Source organism: Streptomyces sp. MBT53 (genome assembly GCF_016654115.1).
In the GTDB taxonomy this organism is placed as follows: Bacteria; Actinomycetota; Actinomycetes; order Streptomycetales; family Streptomycetaceae; genus Streptomyces.
This window is the reverse complement of sequence record NZ_JAEQAZ010000164.1, coordinates 1-25,559: the sequence shown is the minus strand read 5'-3', so window position 1 is coordinate 25,559 and position 25,559 is coordinate 1. Positions and strand designations below refer to the sequence as shown.

The following is a 25,559-nucleotide window of genomic DNA, read 5'->3' as shown; positions in this document are numbered from 1 at the left end:
TACCCCTTCCTCGCCCCCGGCACCCCCCTCCGCGAATCCGCGAACTGGCAAGGCGCCCTCGTAGGCAAGGCCCTCCCCGGCGGCACCGTGACGTCCGCCGCCTTCACCGCCCTCTCCGACGAACTCATCGCCAGGCTCAGGGAGTTGGGGCCCCTGGACGGCCTCTGGTACGACATCCACGGCGCGATGACGGTAGAGGGCATGGACGACGCCGAGGCCCGACTCCTCACCCGCATAAGGGAAATCATCGGCCCGGACACTCTCGTATCGACGTCAATGGACCTGCACGGCAACGTCTCCCGCGAACTGGTCCACGCCAGCGACCTGATCACCTGCTACCGCATGGCCCCGCACGAGGACGCCATGGACACCAAGGAGCGCGCCGCCCGCAACCTCGTCGACCTCCTGGCGAGCGGCGCCCCCCGCCCGGTCAAGGCGTGGATCCCGGTCCCCGTACTCCTCGCGGGCGAGCAGACCTCCACCCGTATCGAACCCGCGCGGAGCGTCTACGCGGCCGTAGAGGACGTAGAAGCGAAAGAAGGGGTCATCGACGCGGCGATCTGGGTCGGCTACGCATGGGCGGACGAGCCCCGCAACCGGGCCGCGGTGGTCGTCACCGGCCAGTCCGCGCCCCAAGTCAAGGCAGGCGCCGAACAGTTGGCGCGCAACTTCTGGGACGTCCGGCACGACTTCGAGTTCGTCGCCCCGACCGGCACCCTCACCGAATGCCTCGACGAGGCCCTCGCCTCCACCGCCCGCCCGTACTTCATCAGCGACACCGGCGACAACCCGACCGCCGGCGGCGCGGGCGATGTCACCTGGGGCCTCCAACAGGTCCTGGAACGCCCGGAGTTCAAGGACCAGGACGGCCCTACGGTCATCTACGCGTCGCTGCCGGGACCGGCCGCCGTGGACGCAGCCGTAGCGGCCGGTGTCGGCGCCACCGTCACCGTCACGGCCGGCGCGGAGGTCGACGACCGCCACGCGCCCCCGCTGACCCTCACCGGTGTCGTGCACTCGGTCCGCCACGGCGACCGGGACGCCGAGACCGAGGTGGTCCTGTGGGTCGGGAGCGTGTATGTGATCCTGACCCGGCTGCGGAAGCCGTACCACCACGAACACGACTTCACCGACCTGGAGTTGGAGCCGCGCTCCGCCGACCTCGTGCTCGTCAAGATCGGCTATCTCGAACCCGAACTCTTCGCCATGGCCGCGGACTGGAAGATGGCCCTCACCCCCGGCGGGGTCGACCAGGATCTGGTCCGGCTCGGTCATCACCGCATCCGGCGGCCGATGTTCCCCTTCGACCGGGACATGGCAGACCCGGACCTCACGGCCCGGGTCGTCGACCCCTCGGACGAGCCGCTCAGCGGGGCGGACGAGTGAGCCTGCCGCCCCCGCTGTCCTCGATGGCCGCGGCGATCAACTGGTCGAGCAGCGCGATCAGTACGTTCCGGCACGAGTCGCGGTCCCGGGCGTCGCACAGCAGCACCCTGACGTCCTCCGGGAGCGCCAGCGCGTCGCGGACCGCCTCCGCCGGATACGGGTGCTCGCCGTAGAAGCCGTTCACGCCCACCACGAACGGGATGCCCCGGCGTTCGAAGAAGTCGACGGCCGCGAAGCTGGACTTCGGGCGGCGTACGTCGATCAGGACCACCGCGCCGAGGGCGCCGAGCGCCAGGTCGTTCCACATGAACCAGAACCGCTGCTGGCCCGGGGTGCCGAACAGGTACAGCACCAGGTCCTGGCCTATGGTGATGCGCCCGAAGTCCAGGGCCACGGTGGTGGCCCGTTTCTCCTCGATGCCGTCGAGGTCGTCGACGGCGAGGCTCGCCGAGGTGAGCGGTTCCTCGGTGCGCAGCGGCGCGATCTCGCTCACCGAACCGACCATGGTGGTCTTGCCGACGCCGAAGCCCCCCGCGATCAGGATCTTGACCGTCTCGGGCGGCGCGGGTGCCGGAGCGATGGTGTCAGAGCCGGCCAAGGCCCTCCCTCACTTTCTGCAGCAGGTCCATGTCCGGGCTGGTACGGGAGACCGGGTGCGGCGGACGGGCCGTGATCAGGCCCGCCTCCAGCAGGTCGCAGAGCATGATCACTACCACGCTCACCGGAAGGTCGACAAGGGCCGCGACCTCCGCCACCGCCAGCGGCTCCGCGCACAGCCGCAGGATGCGGGCCTGCTCCGGTTGCGGCCGGGGCGCCCGCGCGGGCGCCGGGTCGACCGCGGTCACCGTGGTGATGAGGGTGAAATCGGCGCGGCTGGGCCGGGTTCTGCCACCGGTCAGCGTGAACGGTCGTACCAGCCGTCCCGCCGCGTCGCCACCGCTCACCTCACTCGCCGGAGCCGGCCGCGGGGCCGACGTTGGCCCTCGGCGCGGCGCTGAGATGCTCGCCTATCTTCTTCACCAGCATGTTCATCTGGTAGGCCACGACCCCGACGTCCGCGCCCGGACCGGTCAGGACGACCAGATGGGCGCCGGGGCCCGCCGAGGTGAGGATCAGATAGCTGTTCGCCATCTCGATCAGCGCCTGGCGCACCGGTCCGCCCCGGAAGTCCATGCTGACCCCCTTGCTGAGGCTCATCAGCCCGGACGCGGTGGCCGCGAGCCGCTCGGCGTCGTCGCGCAGGAACCCGGTGGACTTGCTGACGACGAGGCCGTCCTCGGACAGCACGACGGCCTGGTTCACCTCGGCCACCCGGTCCACGAGTCCGGTGAGCAACTGGTCGAGTTGGGTGTGCGTGGCGGGCACGGGACGTGTCATGGCGGAGTCCTTCATGAGCGATCGGCGGGCGGATTCGAGGAGGCGGCTGCTTCCTCCCGGTCGTACTGCGAGGGCGCGTCGTCGTCGACGGAGTCGCGCGCCTGGAACGTGCCGCGCTGGAACCCGGCCAGCGAGGAAGCCGCACGTTCCGCGGTGAAGTCTTCCAGTTCACCGTCCTCCTCGGCCGGTCCTGCCTCCTCCCGCAACTCACTGGCCAGACTGGTCTGCGGCACGCGCCGTGGCAACGGGGTCAACCCACCGAGATCGGCGGTGACCGAGGGCTCGGGGGACCGCGCCGGGGGAATGGCGGGCAATGCCCTGGGCGTGGGGCCCGCTATCTCGGCCGCCTCCTCGGCCGTGGCGGCGACCCGCTCCACCGTGACGGCCTCGTCGGCGCCCTTCGCGGCGACGGGCGCCGGATCCTCCAACGGCTCGGGTACGACGATCTCGTGCGGGATCAGCACGATCGCGGTGGTGCCGCCGTACGGCGAGGAGCGCAGCGTCACCGCGATGCGGTGCCGGGTGGCGAGCCGGGCGATCACGAACATGCCCAGCCGCAGGTCGTCGGCGAGCGCGACCACGTCGAACTGCGGGGGTACCGCGAGCTGTTGGTTGAGCGAGGCGTAGTCCTCCTCGGACATGCCGAGGCCGCGGTCCTCGACCTCGATGACGAGGCCCTTGGCGACCATCGCGGCGCGCACCCCGACCGGGCTGGGCGCGGGGGAGTACACCGTCGCGTTGTCGATCAGCTCGGCCAGCAGATGGATCACGTCGGCGACCGCGGGCGGCGCGAGACACACCTCCTCCTCGGTGTGCACCTCCACCCGCTGGTACTCGGCGACTTCACCGACGGCGCTGCGCAGGATGTCGATCAGCGCGACCGGCTCGGTCCAGCTGCGGCGCGGCTGCTCGCCGCTGATGACGACGAGGTTCTCCTCGTAGCGGCGCAACTGGCTTGCCGTGGAGTCCAGTTCGTACAGGCCGCGCAGCACCTCGGGGTCGTCGTGCCGGCGCTCCAGCTGGTCGAGCTTGGTGAGCTGGAGGTTGACCAGGTTCTGGCTCTGCCGGGCGATGCCGAGAATGACCTTCTGGAACCCCCGCCGGGTGTCGGCGAGTTCGATCGCGGTGTGCACGGCGGTGCGCTGCGCGGTGTTGAACGCCTGTGCCACCTGGCCGAGTTCGTCGCCGCCGTAGTCCAGCGGCGGGGCCGCCGACTCCACGTCGATCTTCTCGCCGCGGTTCAACCGGGCGACCACGTCCGGCAGTCGGTCCTCGGCCAGGCTCAGCGTGGCCATCTTCAGTCCGCGCAGCCGCCGGGACAGCGAGCGGGTGATCCGCCAGGACATGCCGACGCACACCAGCAGGGCGGCGAGGCCGCCCGCGCTCAGCGAGGCGGCGGTGAGCAGCAGGTTGTGTGCCTTGTCGGAGCTGCGGTCGAGGAGTGCGCCCGTCTGCTGCCGGATCAACACCTCGTACTCGGCGGCGACTTGGGTCAGGGCCGCGTTCCACTGCTTCTGCTCGTCGGGCAGGACGATCTTGCCGGCCGAGCCGTTGTCCGGCACCGCCTTGTCCGCCGTACCGGCCGTGAGCACCGCGTCCTCAGTGGACTCCAGGGTGCTCCATGCGACGCTCTGCAGAATGTGCTCGATCTTCGTCTTGGTCGCGCCCTGGAACCCGCTGGCGATCTGGTCCTCGACCAGCCAGCGCCGGGCGTGCACCAGCTCGGCGAACTGCTCCCACGCCCCGTTGTCGACGTGCCCGGAGGGCCAGGCCAGCGTCAGCTGCGCGTCCTCCTGGGAGACCAGCTCCGCCCCGTGCTCCAGTGCGACGAGCGGCTCCGCCTGCGAGGTGAGGTCGCCGTCGTCGACCTGGGACAGCTGCTGGAAGGCCTGGATCTGGTCGTCGATGATCGAGGTGTACTGGTCCAGCACCTGCTGGGGAGTGATGTCGGTGGGCTTGTCCACCTGGCTGCGGTAGTACTCCAGACTGTCCACCGACGCGACGACCGAGTACATCCGGTCCCTGATGCGGGCGGGCGCCTTCTTGATGGCGTCGGTCTGGCCCACGAGCCGGGCCACCGCCTTGTCCGTCTCCGCGCGCTGTGCCGTGAGCGCGGCCTCGGAACCGTGCGGCGAGGCCATCCAGGCCGCCGACAGACTGCGCTCCTGCTGGAGGGCGAGCGCTGCCTCGGTGCCCATGGCGCCGGTCGACCTGCTCAACTCCGTCTGCGAGCGCAGCCGTAGTCCCTCCGTGAACATCTGAGTCGTCGTCACGCCCCACATGGCGGCCAGCGTGACGCTGGGGACCAGGGCGAGCAGGATCAGGGAAAGACGTATGGAACCGACGCGGCGCCGGGCACCTGTCCGTGGAGACATCGTGGTCGTCCTCGCTACATCCTCGTACGAAGTGTCCGGTCAGCGCGTTCCGTTGGCCGCGAGCTTCGCGACCGCGCCGACGTTCGTCTTCGTCACGAACGCCGGGCCGGTGAGCACGGGAGCCACCCCGCCGCCACTGATGTTGCCGTTGGTCTTGTACAGCCACAACGAGTCCACGGCCAGATAGCCCTGCAGATACGGTTGTTGATCGACCGCGAACTGTACGTCCCCGCCCTGTACGGCCTTGACCAGGGCCGAGTTGAGGTCGAAGGTCGCGACCTTGGCCTTGCTGCCCGCCGACTTCACGGACTTGACCGCGGTCAGCGCGAACTGGGCGCCCAACGTGACCACTTCGTCGATGCTGGGGTCCTGCTTGAGCCGCTCCGTGACACCCGCGGCCACGGCGTTCATGTCGGTGCCGTCCACGTACAGCATGTCGGTCTCGCCGGTGAACGCCTTCTTCACGCCCGCGCAGCGCGCCTCCAGGGCGACATTGCCCCGCTCGTGGATCACGCAGAGGGCGTGCTTGGCCTGGAGGGCGTCCAGTTTCTCGCCGACGGCGCGGCCCGCGACGCTCTCGTCCTGCCCGAAGAACTCCAGGACACCGTCCGACTGCCAGGAGTCGATACCGGAGTTGAGGCCGACCACGGGAATGTCCGAGGCCTTGGCCTGGGCGATGGACGCCTTCATCGCGTCCGGCTTGGCGAGCGTCAGCGCGATGCCGTCGACCCCGTCCCGGATCGCGTCCCGCACCAGCTCGGCCTGCCCGGTGGCGTCCGGGTCGCTCGTGTACGTCAGCTCGACGCCGTCCTTGGCGGCGGCCGCCTCGGCCCCCTTCTTCACCAGCACCCAGAAGGCGTCGCCCTTGCTCGCGTGGGTGACCATGGCGATCTTGAGGTGGCCGGTGCCCGCGGCACCGGCCGCGCCCGTGCCCGACCCGGACCCGGAATCACCGGTTCCGGAGCAGCCGGCGAGCAGCAGGCAGACGGCGACGGCGCCGGTCAGCGCCGTGCCGTGAATGCGACGGAAGGGGGTGTGAGGTGAGGGAGGAGTGGTCATGGGGGGTGCGGCACCTCGCTGTGCGGCCGAGCTCGGGGACGGGGAGAGCGCGCCCGGAGTCGTATGAGGTGCGCCGACCGGGTTACTCCCGCTGGGCCGGAGCCAATCGTGTGTGACCGCTGGTAGTCAAGTGAGCAGCGACCCGCAGTGAGTTGTTGCTGCCGCATTGTGATCATCCCGACGTCGTAAGGGGGTTGGGGAGGTTACGTACGGAGAGACGGTCGGTTACGTCGGCAACTCGGCCTGCTGGTGCGGGACTTCGCCGCTCCGGAGGCCACCGCGGGCGAGTTTCCCCGGGGACGCGTCCGGCCGGGGTGCCGAGGCGTGGCTGCCTCGGTACCCCGGCCGGTTCCCGGTCATGTCCCCCTGACGCCGGTCAGAGGTCGAACTCGTGCGGCGGCAGGTCCAGCGTGAAGCAGGCCTCGCGGACCACGGCCTGCTCGGTCTTGTCGAAGTCGCCGTCCGCGCCGCCGATCACGATGCCGATCTGGATCACGGCCCGCGCCTCGGCGGGCTTCTTCTTCGCCTTGGCGATCTCCTGCAACACGCTGACCTTGCCGAAGGCGAAGTCGGCCGTCAGCTTGTCCAGGTTCGCGTCGAAACGGCGCTGGAGGTCCATCGCGTCGAAGTTCTGCAGCACCTCGTTGCTCGCGATGAGCTGGGCCACGCGCTGCCGCTCCGAGGGGTCGACGGTCCCGTCGGCAGCGGCCACGAGCGCGCACATCGCCATGCTCGCGTCGCGGAACGCCCCGCTCTTCAGGTCGTTCTTCTTCGCCACGAGCTGGGTCTGCATCGTCGACGCGGACTCCTTGAAACGGTCCCACAGGGCCATGCGCACTCCATGTGTGTAGTCAGGCGTATACAAATCCGTGTCTGCGACACCGTGGAAACTCCCCGGATCGGGGAGAAGTTCCGGCCCCCTAGACTGGGGCGGTTCGTAGGAAAGCAACGGCCGGGGCGGGAGGCGACGACGGTGCAGACAGCCGGCCGCGGCTTCGAGGACCCGTCCGCCGACGTGCTCGCGGAGGCCGCCGCGGCCTTCGGCCTCCTCGCCTCGCCCGCGCGGCTGCACATCGTGTGGGCGCTGTCCCAGGGCGAGAGCGATGTCACCGGGCTCGCGGAGCGGGTCGGCGGCGCGCTGCCCGCCGTCAGCCAGCACCTGACCAAACTGAAACTCGCCGGCCTGGTCCGCTCCCGCCGCGAGGGCCGCCGCCAGGTGTACTTCGTCGACGACCCGGACGTGGTCGACGTGGTCCGCCTCGCGGTCGCCCGCCGCACCGACCGTGCCGACCGCGATGTGCCCGCCCCCCGACTCCGTGGCCTCTGACGCCGCCGCCCACCGGCACACCCCGCTCCAGGCGCTACGGCACCTCGACACCGGCCCGCGCGGACTGACCGAACCGGAGGCCGCCGCCCGGCTCGCCGCGACCGGCGAGAACACCCTCCCGGAACGCCGTACGACACCCTGGCACCGCCTGTTCCTGCGCAGCCTGCGCGACCCCTTCACCGCCGTCCTGCTCTGTCTCGGCCTGGTCTCCGCGCTCGTCGCCTCCTGGGGCACCGCCGCCGTGATCCTCGCGCTCGTCGCGGTCAGTTGTGTGCTGCGCGCCGGCGGCGAGCACCGTGCCGACCGCTCCCTGCACGACCTGCGCGAGCTGGTCGCCTCCACCGCCTGCGTGCTGCGCCGCGCGGACACCGACGCCCCGGTGCGGGCCCGGGAGATACCGGTCGCCGAACTGGTCCCCGGCGACGTGGTCAGGCTCGGCCCCGGCGACCTCGTCCCGGCGGATCTACGACTCCTGCGCGCGAGCGGGCTGACCGTGCACCAGGCCGCGCTCACCGGGGAGTCCGCGCCGGTCGCCAAGGCCGCCGTAGAACTGCCCGGTGGGGACGACGAGGGGCCGTTCGCCCAGCCGCACCTGTGTTTCCAGGGCAGCGGGGTCGTCTCGGGCAGTGCCACGGCGGTCGTCCTGGAGACGGGCGCGCGGACGCGGTTCGCCGCCGCGCACGCGGGGCCGGTGCGGCGGGAGCCGAGCGCCTTCGACCGATCCGTGCACGGCGTCTCCTGGGTGCTGATCCGGTTCATGCTGCTCACGCCCCCGCTGGTCCTGATGGCCAACGCGGCACTGCGCGGCCGGGGCCTGGAGACGCTGCCGTTCGCCGTCGCGGTGGCCGTGGGGCTGACCCCCGAGATGCTTCCGGTGATCGTGACGACCTGCCTCGCGCGCGGGGCCGCGCTGCTCGCCCGTACCCACGGCGTCGTCGTCAGACGGCTCCCCGCCCTGCACGACCTGGGCGCCGTGGACGTGCTCTGCCTCGACAAGACCGGCACCCTCACCCAGGACCGCCCGGTCGTGGAACGCGCCCTCGGCCCGGACGGCCGCGACGACCCGGACGTCCTGAACCGGGCCGCCACCGCCGCCTGGTGGACCCTCCAACTCGCCGACGCACCCGTCCCCGACGCCCTCGACGAGGCACTGCTGGCCGCGGCCGGACCGGTGGGGGAGGAGTACGACGGGATCGCGGCCGTGCCCTTCGACCCGGTGCGGCGGCTCGCCTCGGCCGTGGTGCGCGGCGACGCCCTAGGCACGCACACCCTCATCGTCAAGGGCGCGGTCGAGGACGTCGTGGAACGGTGTCTGCTGGAGCCCGGCGAACGGGACCGGCTGCTCGCCCTCGCCACCCGCGAGGCCGAGTCCGGGCTGCGGCTGCTGGCGGTCGCCACCGCCGAACTCCCGGCCCGCACGCGCGCGTACACCCCCGCCGACGAACGGGGACTGACCTTCCGGGGCCTGGTCACCTTCCACGACGCCATCGACCCGGCCGCACCGGAGGCCCTGCGCGCCCTGGCCGACCTGGGGATCGGCGTGCGGATCCTCACCGGCGACCATCCGGCCACGGCGGCCCGGGTCTGCCGCGAACTGGGCCTCGACCCCGGGCAGGTGCGGGTCTCCGCCCGCTGCACGCCTCAGGACAAGGCCCGCGCGGTCGCCGCCCTCCGCGCGGCCGGGCACACCGTCGGCTTCCTCGGCGACGGCGTCAACGACGTGCCCGCGCTGCGCGCCGCCGACGTGGGGATCGCACCGCGGGCCGCCGTCGACGTGGCCCGCGAGGCCGCCGACGTGGTGCTCGCCGGGAAGGACCTCACCGCGATCCGGCACGCGGTCACGGCAGGCCGGCACAGCAGCGCGAACATCGCCTCGTATCTGCGGGTCACGTTCTCCTCGAACCTCGGCAACGTCATCGCGATGCTCGCCGCCGGTCTGCTGCTGCCGTTCCTGCCGATGCTCCCGGCCCAGGTGCTCGCCCAGAACCTCTGCTTCGACCTGGCCCAACTCGCCTTCGCCCACGACCGGCCGGGCGCCGCCGCGCTGCGCCGGCCCACCGAGCTGCGGCCGCGGGCGTTCCTGCGGTTCATCACCGGGTTCGGAGTGCTCAACGCGGTCGCCGACCTCGCCACCTTCGCGGTGCTCGCGCTCGCGCTGCGCGGCCCCGACGCCGTGGACGACCAGGTGCTGTTCCACTCGGCCTGGTTCACCGAGAACCTGCTCACCCAGGCCCTGGTGATGCTGCTCCTGCGGACCGGCCGGAGCCTCGCGGAGGGCGGCGGACCGGGGCCGGTGGGGCGGGCCGCGGCCGTCCTGGCCGCCGTCGGACTGCTGCTGCCGCCGAGCCCGCTGGGCGCGGCGCTCGGCATGACGGCGCTCGCGTTGCCCTACTACCTGTTGCTCGCGGCCGTGCTCGGTCTGTACGCCCTGGCCCTGAGGGGTCTGCGATCCACTCGTGGGTTGTACAGTTGCGCAACATAGCAACTGTTGTCAGGGACGAAAGGGCGAGATCATGCTCCGCAACGGACTGGAACCATGGCACCTGCTGGTCGTGGCGATCATGGTCATCCTGCTGTTCGGCTCGAAGAAGCTTCCCGAGGCCGCGCGCGGGCTGGGGAAGTCGATGCGCATCCTCAAGAGCGAGGCGAAGGCGATGAAGACCGACGACCTGGCCACCGCGGCGCCGGCGGAGCCGACGTCGATGCAGATGGCGACGGAGCCGGCCGCGACCCCCGTACAGCCGGAGCCCAGGAATGCCCCCGAGCCGACCGGCACGGCCGGCTGAGGCCTCCGGCCCCGTGCTTCGCGGGTAGCTGACGCGTCCGGTGGGACCGGCCGGGGCCCGGCGCTCCGGTCGGCCCCGGGGATCGGCACCACCCCCGCGCAGCCGGACCTGCTCCGGACGATCAGTGCCGGGCGGCGATGAAGGCGCTGACCTTGTCGGCCAACTTCTTTCCAGCCTGTGCCTTCGCGGGGTCGTCGGGCGCAGTGATGGCCGAGATGCGGGGGCGTGTCGAGGTGGCGCCGATGATCACGAACTCCTGGTGCGGGTTGGCGCGCGCGGCGGCCTCGGTCGCTGGTTTCATGCCGGTGCCGACGGTGACGATCAGCTCGCAGTGGTGCTGCACGGCGCCGTTGAAGTACGGCAGCGCCGCCTTGGCGTCGATGGTGGGGGCGGGGAAACGCTGGGCGTTGACCCGGCCGGAGCGTGCCGCGTCCTGCATGCCCTGCCAGGACGCCTGGCTGAGCCGGGCGTCGGTGGCGCCCGCGGGCGAGACGAGCAGACAGGCCCGGAAGTTGCGGGAGACGTTGGCGGCCCGGGGCTGAGTGCTCCCGCCTCCGGTGAGCAGCGCGGTGAGCGACAGGACCAGCACGAGGACGGCGGCCGTGACGGCCGTGACGACCGGGTGGCCGCGGACGAGACCCGTGAGGCGGTGGACGGGGCGCGCGGTGATCGTGGTGAGCCGCATGCTGATCGGGTTCCTCCTGTGGATCATGTACGAGGACTGGGTCACGTACGACGACGGGAGCGGCGGCGGACGAGGAGGCCACCCGCCCCGGCGGCGGTCACCACGGCCGCCGCGCCGATGACCGCGACGGTTCCGCCTGGAACGCCGCCCGTCGTGTCGGCGGCCGCCTTCGGGGCGCCGTCGCCGGAGGCGGTGAGCAGCGGATCGGCGCTGGAGGCCGGAGTCGGTGCGCCCAGGGCCTTCAGGGGGTCGACGATGCCGTAGCCGAAGCGGTCGTCACGGCCGGAACCCCCGCCGGGGCGGTCGGCGGTGCCGATGAGCCGGGCGATGATCTGACCGGCGTTCTCCGACGGGTACGCGGCTCGCAGCAGTGCGGCGGCGGCGGACACATAGGGAGCGGAATAGCTGGTTCCGTCCTTGGTGAGGTAGCCACCGCTGTTCCTCGTCGAGTAGATGTCCACCGCCGGGGCGGCCAACGCGACATAGGAACCCGATTCGCCGGAGGACCAGAACCCGCCGTCGCGGGTGGTGCCGGAGACGGCCAGGACGCCGGGGAAGGCGGCCGGATACCCCACAGGATTTCCCGTCAGGCCGTTGTTGCCCGCCGCCGCGACCACGACGGCGTCGTGGCGGCGCGCGTAGGCGACCGCGTCCCGGATCTGGGGGTCGGGTTCGGTGGTCACCATCGAGATGTTGATGACCGAGGCCCGGTGGTCGGTGGCGTAGACGATGCCCCGGGCGAGGGCGAGCGGATCCGCGGCGTTGTCGGCGCTGACCCGGACCGGAAGCACCGTCGCGCGGGGAGCCAGTCCTGCCATGCCCTTGCCGGTGGTGCCGGAGCCCGCGATGACCCCGGCGACCGAGGTGCCGTGCGAGTCGGCCGAGACGTCGACCCGGCCGTCGGCGGCCTGGCCGGTGACATCGGTACCGGGAAGGACCCGGCCCGCCAGGTCGGGGTGACGGGCGTTCACCCCGGTGTCGACCACCGCGACCGTGACGCCGGCCCCCTGGCTGAGCCGCCAGATCCGGGAGGCGTCGAAGTGCTGGGCGTCCAGCGGCCATTCGGCACTGAGCGGCGTGGGTGCGGCGGGCTGCCCGGCGGTGGCCGCGGGTGCGGCACCCAGGAGGAGCAGCAGCGGCAGGCCGACGTATGCGCAGGCGTGTAAAGCGCCCGACGGTACCAGTCTCATCCGCCCCCGCAGCCCCTCCGATGTCCTGTGAGTGCAGCCTTGCTCGTCAACTGGAAAGAATGGGACGGGAGTTGGCCAGGAAAGCCGCAAGGACTTGCAATGTACTGGTCAACCTTGGTGTGTGATGCGGTCTTTGGCTCCATTGGCCCGGGATATACGGCTGTCCCGGTCCGTCGTCCCGCTGATAGAGATCCGGCTGTCCGGAGTTGGACGTGTGGTATCGCTGGGGGGGCAACGACGATGGGCCGCTTGTGGAGATCCGTCCGGCATGTGCCGACGGCACTGAGAGCGACGGCGTTCGTGGCGGTCGCCGCACTGGTCGCGGTGCAGGGCGGCCAGGCCGCCCAAGCGTTACCAGGAACGGCGGCCACCCCCGCCACCCCGGCACAGCAGACCGGCACCGCTGCGGGCAAGAAGCACACGGTCCCCGCCTCGGCGACGAAGAGCAGAGCCGGAACCACGCTGCCCAACTCCGAGCCCGGCCAGGTCAAGGGCGCGGTGGGCGCGTACAAGGCGCACGGCGCGAAGAGCGGCCCGGTGAACTCCGGCAGCAGGATCCACAAAGCCCCGAAGCCCGTCGCCGCACCGGCGACGAAGAAGCATCGGGGCTTCGTCGCGTCCACCAGCGTGGAGCAGCCCAAGCTCGACACCGCCACCACGACCGTCTTCAGGAACGCCGACGGAACCTACACCGCGCAGGTCCATACGCACGCGGTCAACTACCGTAAGGCAGACGGCAGTTGGGCGCCCATCACCGCCGCCACCAGCACCCCCGCCGGCTCCCCGGGAACGGCCGACGCGGCCTCCTACCGGACGGCGGCCGTCGCCGCGGGCAACCCGACCGGCCAGGGCAACGCGTCCTCCTCGACCTACGTCGAGTCCGGCGTCACCCAGAACTTCAACGGCAACGGCCAGCTGTACGTCGGCAAGTACCAGAGCCACGACTACAACTCGTTCCTCCAGTTCAGCGGCCTCGGTACCCAGTTCGCCAACGACTACGTCGTCAACTCGACGCTCTGGCTGGACACCGAGTTCTCCGGCCTGGACACCTCCGGCACGTGTTCCGCCCAGGCGGTGAACGTCTTCCCGGTCAGCGCCGCCTGGGACCCCGCGAAGATCAACACCTACCCGGGCCCGGCCTACGGGTCGCAGGCGGGCAGCGCCTCCTTCGCGGCCGGTACCGACTGCTCCAACGGCCGCCAGTGGGAGGGTATTTCCCTCGACACCAAGACGGTCATGAACTGGGCCCATGGCTGGGCGCCGAACTACGGGCTCGCGCTCACCGCGGCCAGTACCGCCGCCGCGGCCAAGGAGTTCTACGCCGACGACCCGTACCTGGCCATCGAGTACACGCCCAATGGCGCCGGCGCCTCCTACTCCGAGGTCAGCTACGCCTCGCCGTGGAACAACCAGCCCGGCTGGGGCAAGGTCACCGTGCAGAACCGCGGTACGGCCACCTGGACCCCGACCAACGGCTACAAGCTCTCGTACCAGCTCTACACCGTCTCCGGCACCACCCGCACCCTGCTCACCAGCCCCGCCTCCACCCCGGCCGCGATGCCCTCGGCGGTCGCGCCGAACAAGCCGGTCACCGTCACCGCGTCCATCCCCGCGCTCACGGCCGGGCAGACCTATCTGATCTGCTGGGACATGTCCTACAACGGGACGCTGTTCTCCACCTACGGGGTCCCGCAGACCTGTTACTCCCTGCCGGTGGTCAACAACCCGCCGATCGTGGACACGTTCACGCCCGGCAACAACGGCTCGGTGTTCAGCCTCACCCCGACGCTGGCCGTGACCGCGCACGACCCGGACAACTACCCGGGTACCGCGCTCAGTTACTCGTTCAACGTCTACGCCGACGGTTCGACCACCGCGCTGGCCTCCTCGGGTGCGCTCACCACGCCCGCCTGGACCGTCCCGGCCGGCAAGCTCGCGTACGGCAAGACGTTCTACTGGACCGCCCAGGTCAGCGACGGCAACGCCGCCTCGCTGTGGTCCGCGCCCGACTACTTCACCATTCCGGCCGCGCCCCAGCCGCTCGTCACCGCGCATCTCGGCGCGGCCCCCTACGACGCCACCGTCAAGGGCGTCGACCCGCAGCTCGGCGACTACTCGACGCAGACCACCGACGCGACCGTCCCGGGCCCGTCCGACGGCCCGACGCTCAGCGTCCAGCGCACGTACAACAGCCTCGACCCCGGTGTGTTCAAGGCGTTCGGCGCGGGCTGGTCGTCGTTGCTGGACATGCGTGCCACCGAGGACGCGGACGCTTCCGGCAACGTCGTGATCACCCTGGCGGACGGACGCCAGGAACGGTTCGGCGCCAACGGCGACGGCACCTACAGCCCGCCGGCCGGCGACTACGCCGTCCTGTCCGCACCGACGGGTGGATACGGCACCTCCGGCTTCATGCTGACGGAGAAGTCGGGCACACGGTACTTCTTCCAGGAGCAGAACACCGATCCGGTCACCGGTCAGACCTACTGGGGTCTGACCCAGTACGGCAACCGCAACGGTCACGGTCTGGACATCCAGTGGCTGCCCGTCACCCTCACCCTTCCGGACGGCAGCACCATCAATCCCGAGGAGCCGACGGGGGTCGGCTACAACCTGGACCAGGACAACGGGTTCAACGCCGGTGACCACAACACGGCCGACATGCCTGTCACGCTCCAGCTCACCTGGGGCATCCAGCAGGTCACCGCCTCCGACGGCACCGTCAAGAACGTCCCGCACGTCGCCCAGGTCACCTCCAAACCAGGCCTGTTCGCGACCACCCGCAACCCGTGGGCGTACGGCTACGACTCCGCCGGTGACCTCACCTCGGTCTGCCCGCCCGCCACCAGCAGCACCACCGCGTCGGCCTGCACCCGGTACAGCTACACGTCCGGCTCCGGCTCCGGGTCGCACTTCGCCTCGATGGTCCTGGACTCCAACCCCACGGACTACTGGCGGCTCGGCGACGCGACCGGCTCGGCCACCGCCAAGGACGGCGTCGTCGCCAACGAGGGCACCACCGACGCCACCGCCGCCAACGTCACGTTCGGCCAGGCGGGCCCGCTGGCCGGCACCTCCGCCACCGCGGCCTCCTTCAACGGCACCAGCTCCTACCTGGCGCTGCCCGACAACCTGCCGGCCAACAGCAGCAACCTCGCCGTCGGCATGTGGTTCAAGACCACACAGGCGGGCGGCACGCTCTTCTCCTACCAGAGCGGAAAACCCGGTACCTCCGTCACCTCCGGCTACGTCCCCTCGATGTACATCGGCACCGACGGCAAGCTCCGCGCCGAGTTCTGGAACGGACACGCCGCACCGATGGCCTCGCCCAACGCCGTGAACGACGGCAAGTGGCACTACGCGGTGCTGTCCGGCGCCCGTACCGACCAGACCCTTTACCTGGACGGCGCCAAGGTCGCCACCCTCACCGGCACCACCATCAGCTTCGGAGCCTGGCCCTACACCACCGTCGGCGCGGGCGAACTCGCCGGAACCTGGCCGTCGGTCCCGACCGGCAACGCCCTGGGCTGGTTCAACGGCCAGATCGAGGACGTCTCCTTCCTCCAGCACCCGGTCGGCCTCCCCGCCGTCCAGCAGGAGTACGCCTCCGCCACCCTCGCCGCCCGCGAACTGACGGGCAGCACCCTGCCCTCCGGCAAGACCGCGCTCGCCGTCGGCTACGACGCGCTGACCGACCGCGCGTCCACCGTCACCGACGCCGACGGCGGCGCCTACCAGCTGGCCACCCCGGTCACCACCGGCAGCAACGACTACTACTACGGCGCCGTCCGCGGCACCCGGCCCGCCCACGACTACCCGATGACCGAGTCGTCCGGTCTCACCGCCGCCGACCAGTACGGCGTCGACCGCCCGGCCGGCGGCGCGTCCGACGGCATCTACAACGACGTCATGCTCGGCGAACCCGGCATCTTCGGCCCCGGCGGGGACTCCGCGGCCGGCTTCAACGGCACCGACTCCTCCCTGTCACTGCCCACCGGAGCCCTCGACGACAGCAGCGGCAACGCCTCCGTCGCCCTCTGGTTCAACACCAAACAGGCGGGCGGCGTCCTCCTCTCCTACCAGAACGCCCCGATCGGCTCGGTGCCCACCAGCTACACCCCGGCCCTCTACATCGGTACGGACGGCCTGCTGCACGGCCAGTTCTGGGACGGCACCACCTCCCCGATGGCCTCCAAGGCGGCGGTCAACGACGGCAACTGGCATCTCGTGGTGCTGACCGCGAGCGGCACCGGCCAGACCCTGTGGCTCGACGGCCAGAGCCAGGCCACCCGCACCGGCAAGACCATCGCGGGCCAGGTGAAGACCTGGGGCGAGACCACGGTGAGCGTCGGCGCCGGATACATCACCGGCTCCTGGACGAAGCCGCCCACCAACGCGCAGGGGTACTTCAACGGCGAGATCGGCCAGGTCGGGATCTACCAGACCGACCTCGGCCAGAGCAGCGTGGAGGCCCCGCTCGGGCTGTACACGGCCAAGGGCTCGGCCACCCTGCTCACGCCGTCGACCACGCTGACGGTCACCGATCCCGCGCAGCACACCGAGACGTACACTTTCGACCCGTCGAACGGGAACCGCACCACCGCCATCACCGACGCGGGCGGCGGCCGGACGACGTACGCCTACGACTCCCTCGGCTTCCAGGACGCCGTCACCGACCCCGACGGGCACTCGACCAGCCGTCAGCACGACACGTACGGCAACGTCCTGGCGACGACGACCTGCCGCCAGCCGAACTCCTGCCAGACCTCGTACTTCAGCTACCACACCGACGCGGCAGACCCGATGGACCCGCTCAACGGCAAGGTCCTCTACGCGGCCGACGCCCGCTCCGGCGCGACCGGCACCGCCAACCCGGCCTACCGGACGGCCTACACCTACACCCCGTTCGGCGCCCTGGCCTCGGTCACCACGCCCCCGACCCCGGACCACCCGACCGGCCGGACGACCAGATACACGTACTACAACGACAACGAGACCTTCACGGACAACTCCGGCGTGCCGTACACCGAGGTGTACGGGATGCTCGCCACGGTCACCGACCCGAGCGGCAAGGTCACCCGCTACCACTACTGCGGCACCGAGTGGGACGGGAAGGTTTGCAGCGAGAGGGACCCGTCCGGCCAGATCACGTACTACCTGAACGACACCCTCGGCCACCTCACCACCAAGGCGGTCGGCTCCGACACCTACCCGGTGACGTTCACCTCCACCGGCGCGCCGGTCGGTGGCGCGCAGACTGCGTACACCTACGACCCGCTGGGCCGGACCCTCACCGAGACCGGCCCGGCGACCACCGACGCGGTCAGGGGCGTCACCCACACCCCGAAGACGACCTTCGCGTACGACGCGGACGGCGATCTGACCGGCACGTCGACCGCCGACACCACCGGCCACGACGCCACCCGCGCCACCGCCTACGTGTACGACGACAACGACCGCGTCAAGACCGTCACCGATCCGGCAGGCCAGGTCACCGCATACACGTACGACACCTTCGGCCGGAAGACGACCGAGACGAACCCGGCCGGCACCACCTACCGGTACGCCTACTCGCCGACGGGTCAGCTGCTCACCACCACCCTGCTCGGCTGGACCGGTGACCCGACCGCGCCCTCCGACCCGACCGACCTGGTCGTGGAGTCCCGGGCCTACGACCCGGCGGGGCGGCTCGCGTCCGTCACCGACTCCATGGGCCGGAGCACCGCCTACAACTACTTCGACGACAACCTGCTCCAGTCCCAGACCGACGCCTCCGGCACGTCCGTCGCGACCACCACCAAGGCCTACGACTACGACGCCGCCGGCAACATGACGTGGGAGTGCGACGTCTGGTCCGGCACGGCCTGCCTGAAGCAGACCCAGTACACGGTGGACGCGGCCGACCGGACGACGAAGACGGCGGTCGACCCGTCCGGTGTCAACCGGATCACCGTCAACACCTTCGACCCGGACGACAACGTCCTGTCCCGCATCCTCACCGGGGGCGGCCAGACCCGGCAGATCGGCTACTCCTACGACGCCGCCGGAAACCGGACCGCCCAGTCCGTGCGGACCGACACCACGGGGCCGACCGGTTACTGGCCGCTCTCCGAGGGTGCGGTCACCGCCGCCGACTCCTCCGGCAACGGCTTCACCGGCACGCCGTCCACCGGCACCTCCTGGGGGCCGCCCGGCAGCAACTACACGTCGTTCAACGGCACTTCCGGCGCCGTCCTCACCAGCGGCACATCCGTCGTGGACACCACCAAGGCATTCTCCGTCTCGGCGTGGGCCTATCTGAGCGCCACCAGCACCACGAAGGACTTCACGGTCGTCAGCCAGCAGGGCGCCCAGAACAGCGCCTTCCAGCTGGAGTACAACCACACCACCAAGTCCTGGGCCTTCGTCCGCGCGAGCAACGACACCACCACGGCGACGAGTTACGTCGCCAGCGCCCCCACCGCCGCCACCGCCGGCACCTGGACCCACCTGGTCGGCGTCATGGACGCGCTCGGGAACCTGAGCCTGTACGTCAACGACGTCGAGGTCAGCGGCAACTGCCTCAACTGCACCCTGGTGACCGACCCCACGCCGATGGCCAGCACCGTGGGCGTGGCGATCGGCCGGGGCAAGGCCGCAGGCGCCTCGGTCAACTGGTTCGCGGGCCGGGTCCGAGACGTCCAGCTCTACGGGCGCGAACTCAAGCCCAACGAGATCGGCCAGCTCTACGCCTCGGCCACCACCACCGGTGAGTCCCCGGTCACGGTGGGAGCGGCGGGCTGGTGGAAGCTGGACGACGGTGAGAACCCCTCGGCCGGCGACCACTCGGGCGCCGGGAACGCCGGCACGCTGAACGCCTCGACGAGCTGGTCGACGGAGAACGGCGGCTCCGCCGTCTTCTCCGGGGCCGGCCAGATCGCCACCGGCGGCCCGGTGGTCGACACCACCAAGAGCTTCTCGGTGTCCGCGTGGGCGAAGATCACCACGACCCCGGCCGGCACCTGGCAGACGGTCATGGCCCAACAGGGCACCCAGGCCGCCGGGTTCTCCCTCGACTACAACCCGACCGCGGGCCGGTGGGCGTTCGACCGGGCCACCACCGACGTCGCGTCCCCGACCCTCGCCGGTGCCACCTCCACCGCCGCCCCCACCCTCAACACCTGGACCCATCTGGTCGGCACGTACGACGCGAGCAGCGGCAAGATGACGCTCTACGTCAACGGCACCGCCCAGAACACGGCGACGGACACCACGCCCATCGCGAGCTCGGGACCGTTCGTCATCGGCCGGGGATACACGGCCGGCGCGTCCGCCCAGTACTTCAACGGATCGGTCGGCAACGTCCAGACGTACAACCGTGTCCTGTCCGCCACCGAGGTCGCCGCGCTGCACACATCGGCGGCCGGCACCGCGGGCTCCGCGCCGCTGACCACCACCTGGAGCTACGACCAGCGCGGCCTGCCGGTCACGATGACCGACGCACGCGGCAACGCCGCCGGCGCCACCGCGTCCGCGTACACCACCACCTACGCCTACGACGAGGACGGCCGGCTCACCACCACGTCCTCGCCGCCCGTCAGCACCGAGACCGGAGGGGGCGCCGCCCAGCAGACCGTGGCCGTCGCCGAGTCGGGCTACGACACCTTCGGCGAACCGGTCGAGACCGACGACGCCGACGGCGACATCGTCACCACCACCTACGACCTCGACGGCCGCGTCCAGGCCGTCTCCCAGCCGGCGTACACCCCGCCGGACGGCTCCGGCACGATCACCCCGACCACCTCCTACACCTACGACGCGCTCGGCGAGGTCCACACCCAGACCGACCCGCTGAACCACACGGCGTCGTACGTCTACGACCAGCTGGGCGACCGCGTCCAGCAGACCCTGCCCGGCGGCCTGGTCACCCACGTCGGCTACGACACCGACGGCGAGGTCCTCAACAGCACCGACCCGACCGGAGCCAGGACCGAGGCGACCTACGACGCGCTCGGCCGCGAGGCCACCAGCACCCAGGTGGAGCGCAGGCCCGCCCCGGCCGCGTACACGACGAAGTACGGCTACGACGGACTCGGCGACCTCACCTCCGTCCAGGACCCGCTGGGCAACACGGCCACCGCGACCTACGACGCGCTCGGCGAGACCAGCACCGTCACGGACGCCCTGAGCAACACCACCTCGTACGCCTACGACGTCGCCGGACAGGTCGCCAGGACCACCGCCGCCGACGCCACGGCGGCCACACAGAGCTACGACCAGGCCGAGCGGCTGGTCGCCACGGCCCAGCTCGACGCGACCGGCGCCACCCTGGCCTCGACCTCGTACGGCTACGACGCGGCGGGCAACCAGACCTCGGCCACCGACGCCCGACAGCACACCACCACGGCGACCTTCGACGCGCTGAACCGGACCGTCAGCCAGACCCAGCCGGTGGACGCGAGCACGTCGATCACGACCGCCTTCGGCTACGACGCGGCCGGCAACGAGACCCGCTACACGGACGCCGACAAGAACGCGACCTACTACACCTACAACCCGCTGGGTGCGCAGGAGACCAGCGTCGCCCCCAGCGTCACCGGCCTCACCTCGGCCGCGGACCGCACCACGACGTTCTCCTACGACGCCGACGGTCACCAGCACACCATCACGCGCCCCGGCGGGGTCAAGCTCACCGAGTCCTACGACGACAACGGAATGCTGACGGCGGAGGCAGGCAGCGGCGCCGAAAGCGCCACCGCGAGCCGTGCCTTCGGCTACGACGACGACGGCCGCCTCACCTCCGTCTCCGCACCGACCGGCACGGACACCTTCACCTACGACGACCGAGGACTCGTCCTCACCCTGGGCGGTCCCAGCGGCACAGCGAACTACGCCTACGACGCCAACGGCGGAATCAGCAGCCGCACCGACGCCACCGGCACCGCCACCTTCGCCTACGACGCCGACGAGCGGGTCAACAGCGAGACCGACCCACTGACCGGCACCACGGCCACGCTCACCTACAACCAACTCGGCCAGACCAAGTCCGTCTCCTACGGCACGGGCGGCGCGACCAGGTCCTACGACTACAACACCTCCCATCAACTCTCCTCCGATGTCCTGAAGACCCCCTCGGGGACCACGGAAGCGTCGGTCGCGTACACGTACAACCCCGACGGCCAGACGGCCACCCAGACCACCACCGGCACGGCGGGCTCCGGCACCAGCACCTACGACTACGACTACGCGGGCCGCCTGAAGTCCGCCACCACCGGCTCCTCGACCACCGCGTACGGCTACGACGCCAACGGCAACCGCACCAGCGCCGGTACGAGCACGGCCGCGTACAACGCCCGCAACGAGCTGACGTCCGTCACGTCCGGCTCTACCACCACCACGTACGGCTACACCGCGCGAGGCACGACGTCGAGTGTCACCTCGGGCGGCGCCACCACCACGTACACCGCCGACGCCTTCGACGAGTTGACCGCCACCAGCGCGGGCGGCGGCTACACCTACGACGGCCTGGGCCGCCTGGCCACTGCCACTTCCGGCGGCTCCACGCACACCTTCAGCTACGCCGACGGCACGAACAACGCCGTCTCCGACGGCACGCAGGACTTCGCCCGCGGCGCGGACGACGGCCTGCTGGCGGTGAGTGCGGCGGACGGCACCTCCCCACGGCTGGCGCTGACCGACAGCCACGACGACGTGACCGCCACCTTCACCGCCACCGGCTCGGCGCTCGCCGGCTCCACCGCCTACGACGCCTACGGCACGCCCACCGCCACCAGCGGCAGCCGGACCGACCTCGGCTACCAGTCCGGCTGGACCGACCCGGGGACCGGCTACGTCAATGCCGCCGCCCGCTGGTACAACCCGGCCAACGGCGACTTCACCAGCGCCGACACGGTGAGCAACCCGCCCACCCCGGCCGTCAACGCCAACCCGTACGCCTACGGCGACGACGACCCGTTGGACGCCACGGACACCTCCGGCCACGACGCCTGCACCAGCGACGACATCAAGGCCCAGGAGGAGGCGTACGAGGCGCAGCAGGCCTATCTCAAGCAGTGGCAGGCGGGTGCCTGGGACCGGATGGAGAAGTACTCCCAGGAGGGGCACGAGGCCTGGGAACGGGAGAACGCCCGGGAGATGGCCCGCAACGCGGCCGACGAACGGGCCGTGCAGCAGCAGATCGCCGACCAGGAGCGGCAGTTCCAGAACGAGTTCGACGAGGCGATGAACTGGCAGCCGTCGACCCACTCGACCGGCCAGGGCTCGGGATCGGGCAGCGTCTCCTACGGCAACTCCTATGGCTCGTACGGCTCTTACGGTTCCTCCGGGGGCAACTACTCGTCCCTCTACTACGGAGTCGCGCTGGGCGGCGCGCTGTCCTACGGCTACGGCGCCGCGGGCTCCGCGAGCGGCGGGGCCGCCGCCGGGGGCCTGGAAGCGGTCGGCGACGTCATCTGGGAGGAACTGGCCTCCGCCAGTGCCGAGGAACTCCTCTTCGGCCTCGTCCTCGCCGCCTCGGCAGCCGACGACTGCGGCGCCCACGGAGTTCCGACCCGCCCCAAGAACCAGAACCTCGGCGGCGTCAACACCACACCGGTCATCGGCACCAACCCGGACGAGGACGCGGCCGCGTCCGCGGCCCACCAGGCCGTCAGTTCGTCGGCGGCCACCGACACGGGCGTCGCCACGGCCACCAACGGCGCCGGCGGCAACGGAACGGCGAACGACGAGGACAGTCAGTGCGGCAACGTGCCGCGTGACGTCCGCTACCAGTACGACGACCTGGACGCGGCGAACCGGGCACAGGGTGCGACCGCGCTGATTTGCCCGACGGACCTGAAACCCAGCGGCAGCAAACGGGACAGCATAGCCTCGGTCCCCGTGGCGGGATTCCCGGACGGCCCCACGAACAGCCTCGGCCCGGGCAGGGCGACCTACAACAAGACCCACATCATCGGTGACCAGTTCAACGGGGCACCGAAGGCCGAGAACCTGTTCACCGGATACGACCGTATGAACAAGAGCGGCATGCGGCGGTGCGAGAAGAGGATGGAGTCGCAACTCAAGCAGGGGAACTGGGTGCAGTACTCCGCGACGCTGGAGTACTCCGACGACACGGACCCCATACCCACCGGGATACACATGACGGCCAGTACCAAGGCCGGACCGCTGTTCGACGTGACAGTGGAGAACAACTCGACCTGGCAGGACACATGCTGAACCTTTCCGACCTCGAAAGCACGATGCAGGGGCTGCGGGCGGTGCGCCCGGCCGCGGCCCGCCGGGTCGACTGGCCCGCCCTGGAGCGCTCACTGGGGGTCGGTCTGCCGGCGGACTTCAAGGAGTTCGCCGAGGCCTACCCACCGGTCGAGATCGACGAGTTCCTCCGGATCTGGAGTCCGGCGCCCGGGCGGGAGGAGGAGTACGCCGAAGGGGTGCGGTACGGCCTCGACATCCTGCGGGATCTTCAGGAGTCCGGCGACACCGAGGACTACACGGCCTACCCGGCGCCGGGAGGGCTGCTGCCCTGGGGCGAGTCACTCGAAGGCGACGTCTTCTACTGGCGCACGGCGGGCCCGGACCCGCAGCGGTGGCCGGTGGTCGCGAGCGGGCGCAACGGCGCCTGGTGGGAGTGCGCGGGGGGCATGCTCGCGTTCCTGGCCGGCGTGGTCGACGGGACGACGGAGAGGTCCGAGCTGCCCGACGGCGTGCTTGGACCGGCCGCGTCGGTGGTCCTGCTCGGTCCGTGAGGCGGGTCGGCCGCGCCCTGCGCCGTCCTCCCCCGGGAAAGGCCGCTGTGCCCACGGGAAAGGCCTCCGTGCCCCCGCCGCCGTCTGCGGAGAGGGCACGGAGGCCATCGCTCACACGCTCACTACGCCTGTACGGTGTCCGCCGCCCGCGCCTGCTTCTTGCGCTGCCGCCGGCTCACCCGCGGTTCCTGGTCCGGCAGCCAGCCGAAGATCATGCAGCTGCCGACGGCCCCGAGGATGAGGCCGACGAAGAAGCCGCCCAGGTTGGAGGTGACCCAACTGCCCAGGGAGCACAGGATGCCGACGATGGAGTAGAAGAGGCGTTGCGAGGGGCTGAAGAGGGTCAGCAGGCCGCACAGCACCATGACCGCCGGCAGCAGATAGCCCGCCACACCCTGCATGCCGACATGGATGACGACCTTCAACGAGGCCTTCACGGTGAGCAGGATCCACCCGCCGCCCAGGGTCAGCAGCAGCCCGCCCAGGAACGGCCGACGGGCCCGCCAACCGCGGAAGGCGGGCCGCCACCCCTGATGTGGAGTGTCTGTGCCGGACATCAGCAACCCGTGTCGCTGAAGCTGAGTTTCAGGCCGGGAAGCGTGAACGTCCCTGCGGTGGTCTTGTAGTTGGTCTGCCGCAGGTTGTCGATGTGCACGGTGTCGGCCTGCTGGCTGAAGACGCCGATGGGGCCCTGGACCCCGGCCTTGGTGAGGGTGCTCGCGTCGTTGCCGATCTCGATGTTGTTGAAGGACGCGTCGCCCGTCAGCAGGGTCGAGTCGGTGGTCAGATCGGTCGCCTGCACCTTCGACGAGCCGCTGCCCGCCTTGATGAGCAGGTTGGTGCCGCCGAGGTCGACGCTCTGGCACAGGGTGTCCAGGGTCGCCTTCTTGATCGCGGAGGTGACGACCAGCACCTGGCCGCCGGTGTCACCGGCGTTCGGGCTGCCGTCGGCCATGGTGTCGAGCGCGCCGAACTGTTCGAAGCCGGTGCCGTCGAGCGACTTGGCGGTGACCGTGAAGGGCATGCCGGAGATGTAGAGCGTCACCCCCAGCGCCCCCTGGGCGGTCAGGACCGCGATACCGGCGAGAGCCAGGGTGGCCGGCACCGCCATGATGGCGGCCCGGCGGCCCCGGACCCGTCCTCGTCTCGGTGCTCCTCCGGTGCCCCCGGTGGTGTCTGGTGTTTCGGAAAGAGAACCGCTTCCCGGGTTCTCAGGCGTGTTGTCGGCGGACGGAACGTCCGGGGACTCGGCCATGTCTGCTCCCATGTGCTGCTCTGGTTCAACGCGAGTTGATATCGAAGTGGCGCGTTGTCCTGGCGCGGACAGCGAGTGCGGCGCAGCCGTCCTCACAACTCCCGGTGGGTGCAAGGGCTTTCAGGTTACGCAGCAGTAGCCGTCGAGGAAGTTACCGGGGGTTACATTCGAGGGTCAAGGGAGTTGTGGAAAAAGAGTGTTGATGATGTGCCACCTGTGAGGCAAGGCCTGTCGGCGATCTCGCGGAGCCCGGCACCCCACACCCAACAACGCACCAACTTGACTTGCATGTCTTGACGTTGACGGACACTCAGGTCTACAACTCTCCCTTGTTTGCCGGATCCGTGGCGCCGGATCCGGCAAACAAGGGAG

General features: G+C 70.7%; 16 protein-coding genes. 6 read left to right on the top strand and 10 right to left on the bottom strand.

Annotation, left to right across the window (positions count from 1 at the left end; all coding sequences use genetic code 11):
* Positions 1–1,386, top strand: a 1,386-nt coding sequence (locus JHN45_RS39410) for a M81 family metallopeptidase (protein WP_201054320.1), incomplete at its 5' end; no start/stop codon positions are given.
* Here the strand turns inward: JHN45_RS39410 and JHN45_RS39405 are convergent.
* The 6 genes from JHN45_RS39405 to JHN45_RS39380 all read right to left on the bottom strand — a co-directional run bounded on the left by JHN45_RS39405 (position 1,367) and on the right by JHN45_RS39380 (position 7,029).
* Positions 1,367–1,984, bottom strand: a complete 618-nt coding sequence (locus JHN45_RS39405; RefSeq protein ID WP_201054319.1) for an ATP/GTP-binding protein — start codon at positions 1,982–1,984, stop codon at positions 1,367–1,369. The two genes, JHN45_RS39410 and JHN45_RS39405, sit on opposite strands and share 20 nt — an antisense overlap.
* The gene (locus JHN45_RS39400; RefSeq protein WP_200715061.1) at positions 1,971–2,330 is read right to left on the bottom strand and encodes a DUF742 domain-containing protein; all 360 of its coding nucleotides are present in this window, start codon (positions 2,328–2,330) and stop codon (positions 1,971–1,973) included. Before JHN45_RS39400 ends, JHN45_RS39405 begins: the two co-directional genes overlap by 14 nt.
* A 1-nt stretch (position 2,331) precedes the next feature.
* Entirely contained in the window at positions 2,332–2,763 is a 432-nt protein-coding gene (locus JHN45_RS39395) for a roadblock/LC7 domain-containing protein (RefSeq protein WP_019071426.1), read from the bottom strand.
* Positions 2,764–2,774: 11 nt separating this feature from the next.
* A complete protein-coding gene (locus JHN45_RS39390; RefSeq protein WP_201054318.1) occupies positions 2,775–5,138 on the bottom strand; it encodes a nitrate- and nitrite sensing domain-containing protein in 2,364 nt (787 codons plus the stop codon).
* 39 nt (positions 5,139–5,177) lie between these two features.
* The gene (locus JHN45_RS39385; protein ID WP_201054317.1) at positions 5,178–6,197 is read right to left on the bottom strand and encodes a substrate-binding domain-containing protein; all 1,020 of its coding nucleotides are present in this window, start codon (positions 6,195–6,197) and stop codon (positions 5,178–5,180) included.
* A 376-nt stretch (positions 6,198–6,573) separates the two neighbouring features.
* Positions 6,574–7,029, bottom strand: coding sequence for a tellurite resistance TerB family protein (locus JHN45_RS39380; protein ID WP_019071429.1), 456 nt, complete (start codon positions 7,027–7,029; stop codon positions 6,574–6,576).
* A 141-nt stretch (positions 7,030–7,170) separates the two neighbouring features.
* Here JHN45_RS39380 and JHN45_RS39375 point away from each other — a divergent pair, with 141 nt between their 5' ends.
* From JHN45_RS39375 to tatA, 3 genes are read left to right on the top strand one after another with little or no spacing between them, the layout of a single operon-like run.
* Positions 7,171–7,524 carry a metalloregulator ArsR/SmtB family transcription factor gene (locus JHN45_RS39375; RefSeq protein WP_201054316.1) on the top strand — a complete coding sequence of 118 codons (354 nt, stop codon included), beginning with the start codon at positions 7,171–7,173 and terminating at the stop codon, positions 7,522–7,524.
* Positions 7,493–10,006, top strand: a complete 2,514-nt coding sequence (mgtA, locus tag JHN45_RS39370; RefSeq protein WP_236584607.1) for a magnesium-translocating P-type ATPase — start codon at positions 7,493–7,495, stop codon at positions 10,004–10,006. Before JHN45_RS39375 ends, mgtA begins: the two co-directional genes overlap by 32 nt.
* Before the next feature lie 31 nt (positions 10,007–10,037).
* On the top strand, positions 10,038–10,310 hold the full coding sequence (gene tatA / locus JHN45_RS39365) for a Sec-independent protein translocase subunit TatA (protein WP_201054314.1): 273 nt from the start codon (positions 10,038–10,040) through the stop codon (positions 10,308–10,310).
* Positions 10,311–10,431: 121 nt separating this feature from the next.
* Here the strand turns inward: tatA and JHN45_RS39360 are convergent, their stop codons facing one another.
* Complete coding sequence (locus JHN45_RS39360; RefSeq protein WP_201054313.1) at positions 10,432–10,995, bottom strand: hypothetical protein; 564 nt, start codon at positions 10,993–10,995, stop codon at positions 10,432–10,434.
* 41 nt (positions 10,996–11,036) lie between these two features.
* A complete protein-coding gene (mycP, locus tag JHN45_RS39355) occupies positions 11,037–12,185 on the bottom strand; it encodes a type VII secretion-associated serine protease mycosin (protein ID WP_201054312.1) in 1,149 nt (382 codons plus the stop codon).
* 249 nt (positions 12,186–12,434) lie between these two features.
* Between mycP and JHN45_RS39350 the strand changes: the two genes are divergently transcribed.
* Together JHN45_RS39350 and JHN45_RS39345 are read left to right on the top strand one after the other, a co-directional pair.
* The gene (locus tag JHN45_RS39350) at positions 12,435–23,402 is read left to right on the top strand and encodes a LamG-like jellyroll fold domain-containing protein (RefSeq protein ID WP_201054311.1); all 10,968 of its coding nucleotides are present in this window, start codon (positions 12,435–12,437) and stop codon (positions 23,400–23,402) included.
* Positions 23,396–23,932, top strand: a complete 537-nt coding sequence (locus JHN45_RS39345; RefSeq protein WP_200715052.1) for an SMI1/KNR4 family protein — start codon at positions 23,396–23,398, stop codon at positions 23,930–23,932. The genes JHN45_RS39350 and JHN45_RS39345 overlap by 7 nt, the downstream gene beginning before the upstream one ends.
* A gap of 122 nt (positions 23,933–24,054) precedes the next feature.
* Here the strand turns inward: JHN45_RS39345 and JHN45_RS39340 are convergent, their stop codons facing one another.
* On the bottom strand, positions 24,055–24,489 hold the full coding sequence (locus tag JHN45_RS39340) for a DUF6114 domain-containing protein (protein ID WP_200715051.1): 435 nt from the start codon (positions 24,487–24,489) through the stop codon (positions 24,055–24,057).
* Positions 24,489–25,187: a DUF6230 family protein gene (locus tag JHN45_RS39335; protein WP_200715050.1), complete on the bottom strand. Its 699-nt coding sequence runs from the start codon at positions 25,185–25,187 to the stop codon at positions 24,489–24,491. Before JHN45_RS39335 ends, JHN45_RS39340 begins: the two co-directional genes overlap by 1 nt.
* Between the last annotated feature and the right edge of the window lie 372 nt (positions 25,188–25,559).

Coding starts and splice junctions, on each gene's coding strand:
- JHN45_RS39395 (WP_019071426.1), bottom strand. CDS start 2,763: ATGACACGTCCCGTGCCCGCCACGCACACCCAACTCGACCAGTTGCTC.
- JHN45_RS39390 (WP_201054318.1), bottom strand. CDS start 5,138: ATGTCTCCACGGACAGGTGCCCGGCGCCGCGTCGGTTCCATACGTCTT.
- JHN45_RS39385 (WP_201054317.1), bottom strand. CDS start 6,197: ATGACCACTCCTCCCTCACCTCACACCCCCTTCCGTCGCATTCACGGC.
- JHN45_RS39380 (WP_019071429.1), bottom strand. CDS start 7,029: ATGGCCCTGTGGGACCGTTTCAAGGAGTCCGCGTCGACGATGCAGACC.
- mgtA (WP_236584607.1), top strand. CDS start 7,493: ATGTGCCCGCCCCCCGACTCCGTGGCCTCTGACGCCGCCGCCCACCGG.
- tatA (WP_201054314.1), top strand. CDS start 10,038: ATGCTCCGCAACGGACTGGAACCATGGCACCTGCTGGTCGTGGCGATC.
- JHN45_RS39360 (WP_201054313.1), bottom strand. CDS start 10,995: ATGCGGCTCACCACGATCACCGCGCGCCCCGTCCACCGCCTCACGGGT.
- mycP (WP_201054312.1), bottom strand. CDS start 12,185: ATGAGACTGGTACCGTCGGGCGCTTTACACGCCTGCGCATACGTCGGC.
- JHN45_RS39345 (WP_200715052.1), top strand. CDS start 23,396: ATGCTGAACCTTTCCGACCTCGAAAGCACGATGCAGGGGCTGCGGGCG.
- JHN45_RS39340 (WP_200715051.1), bottom strand. CDS start 24,489: ATGTCCGGCACAGACACTCCACATCAGGGGTGGCGGCCCGCCTTCCGC.
- JHN45_RS39335 (WP_200715050.1), bottom strand. CDS start 25,187: ATGGCCGAGTCCCCGGACGTTCCGTCCGCCGACAACACGCCTGAGAAC.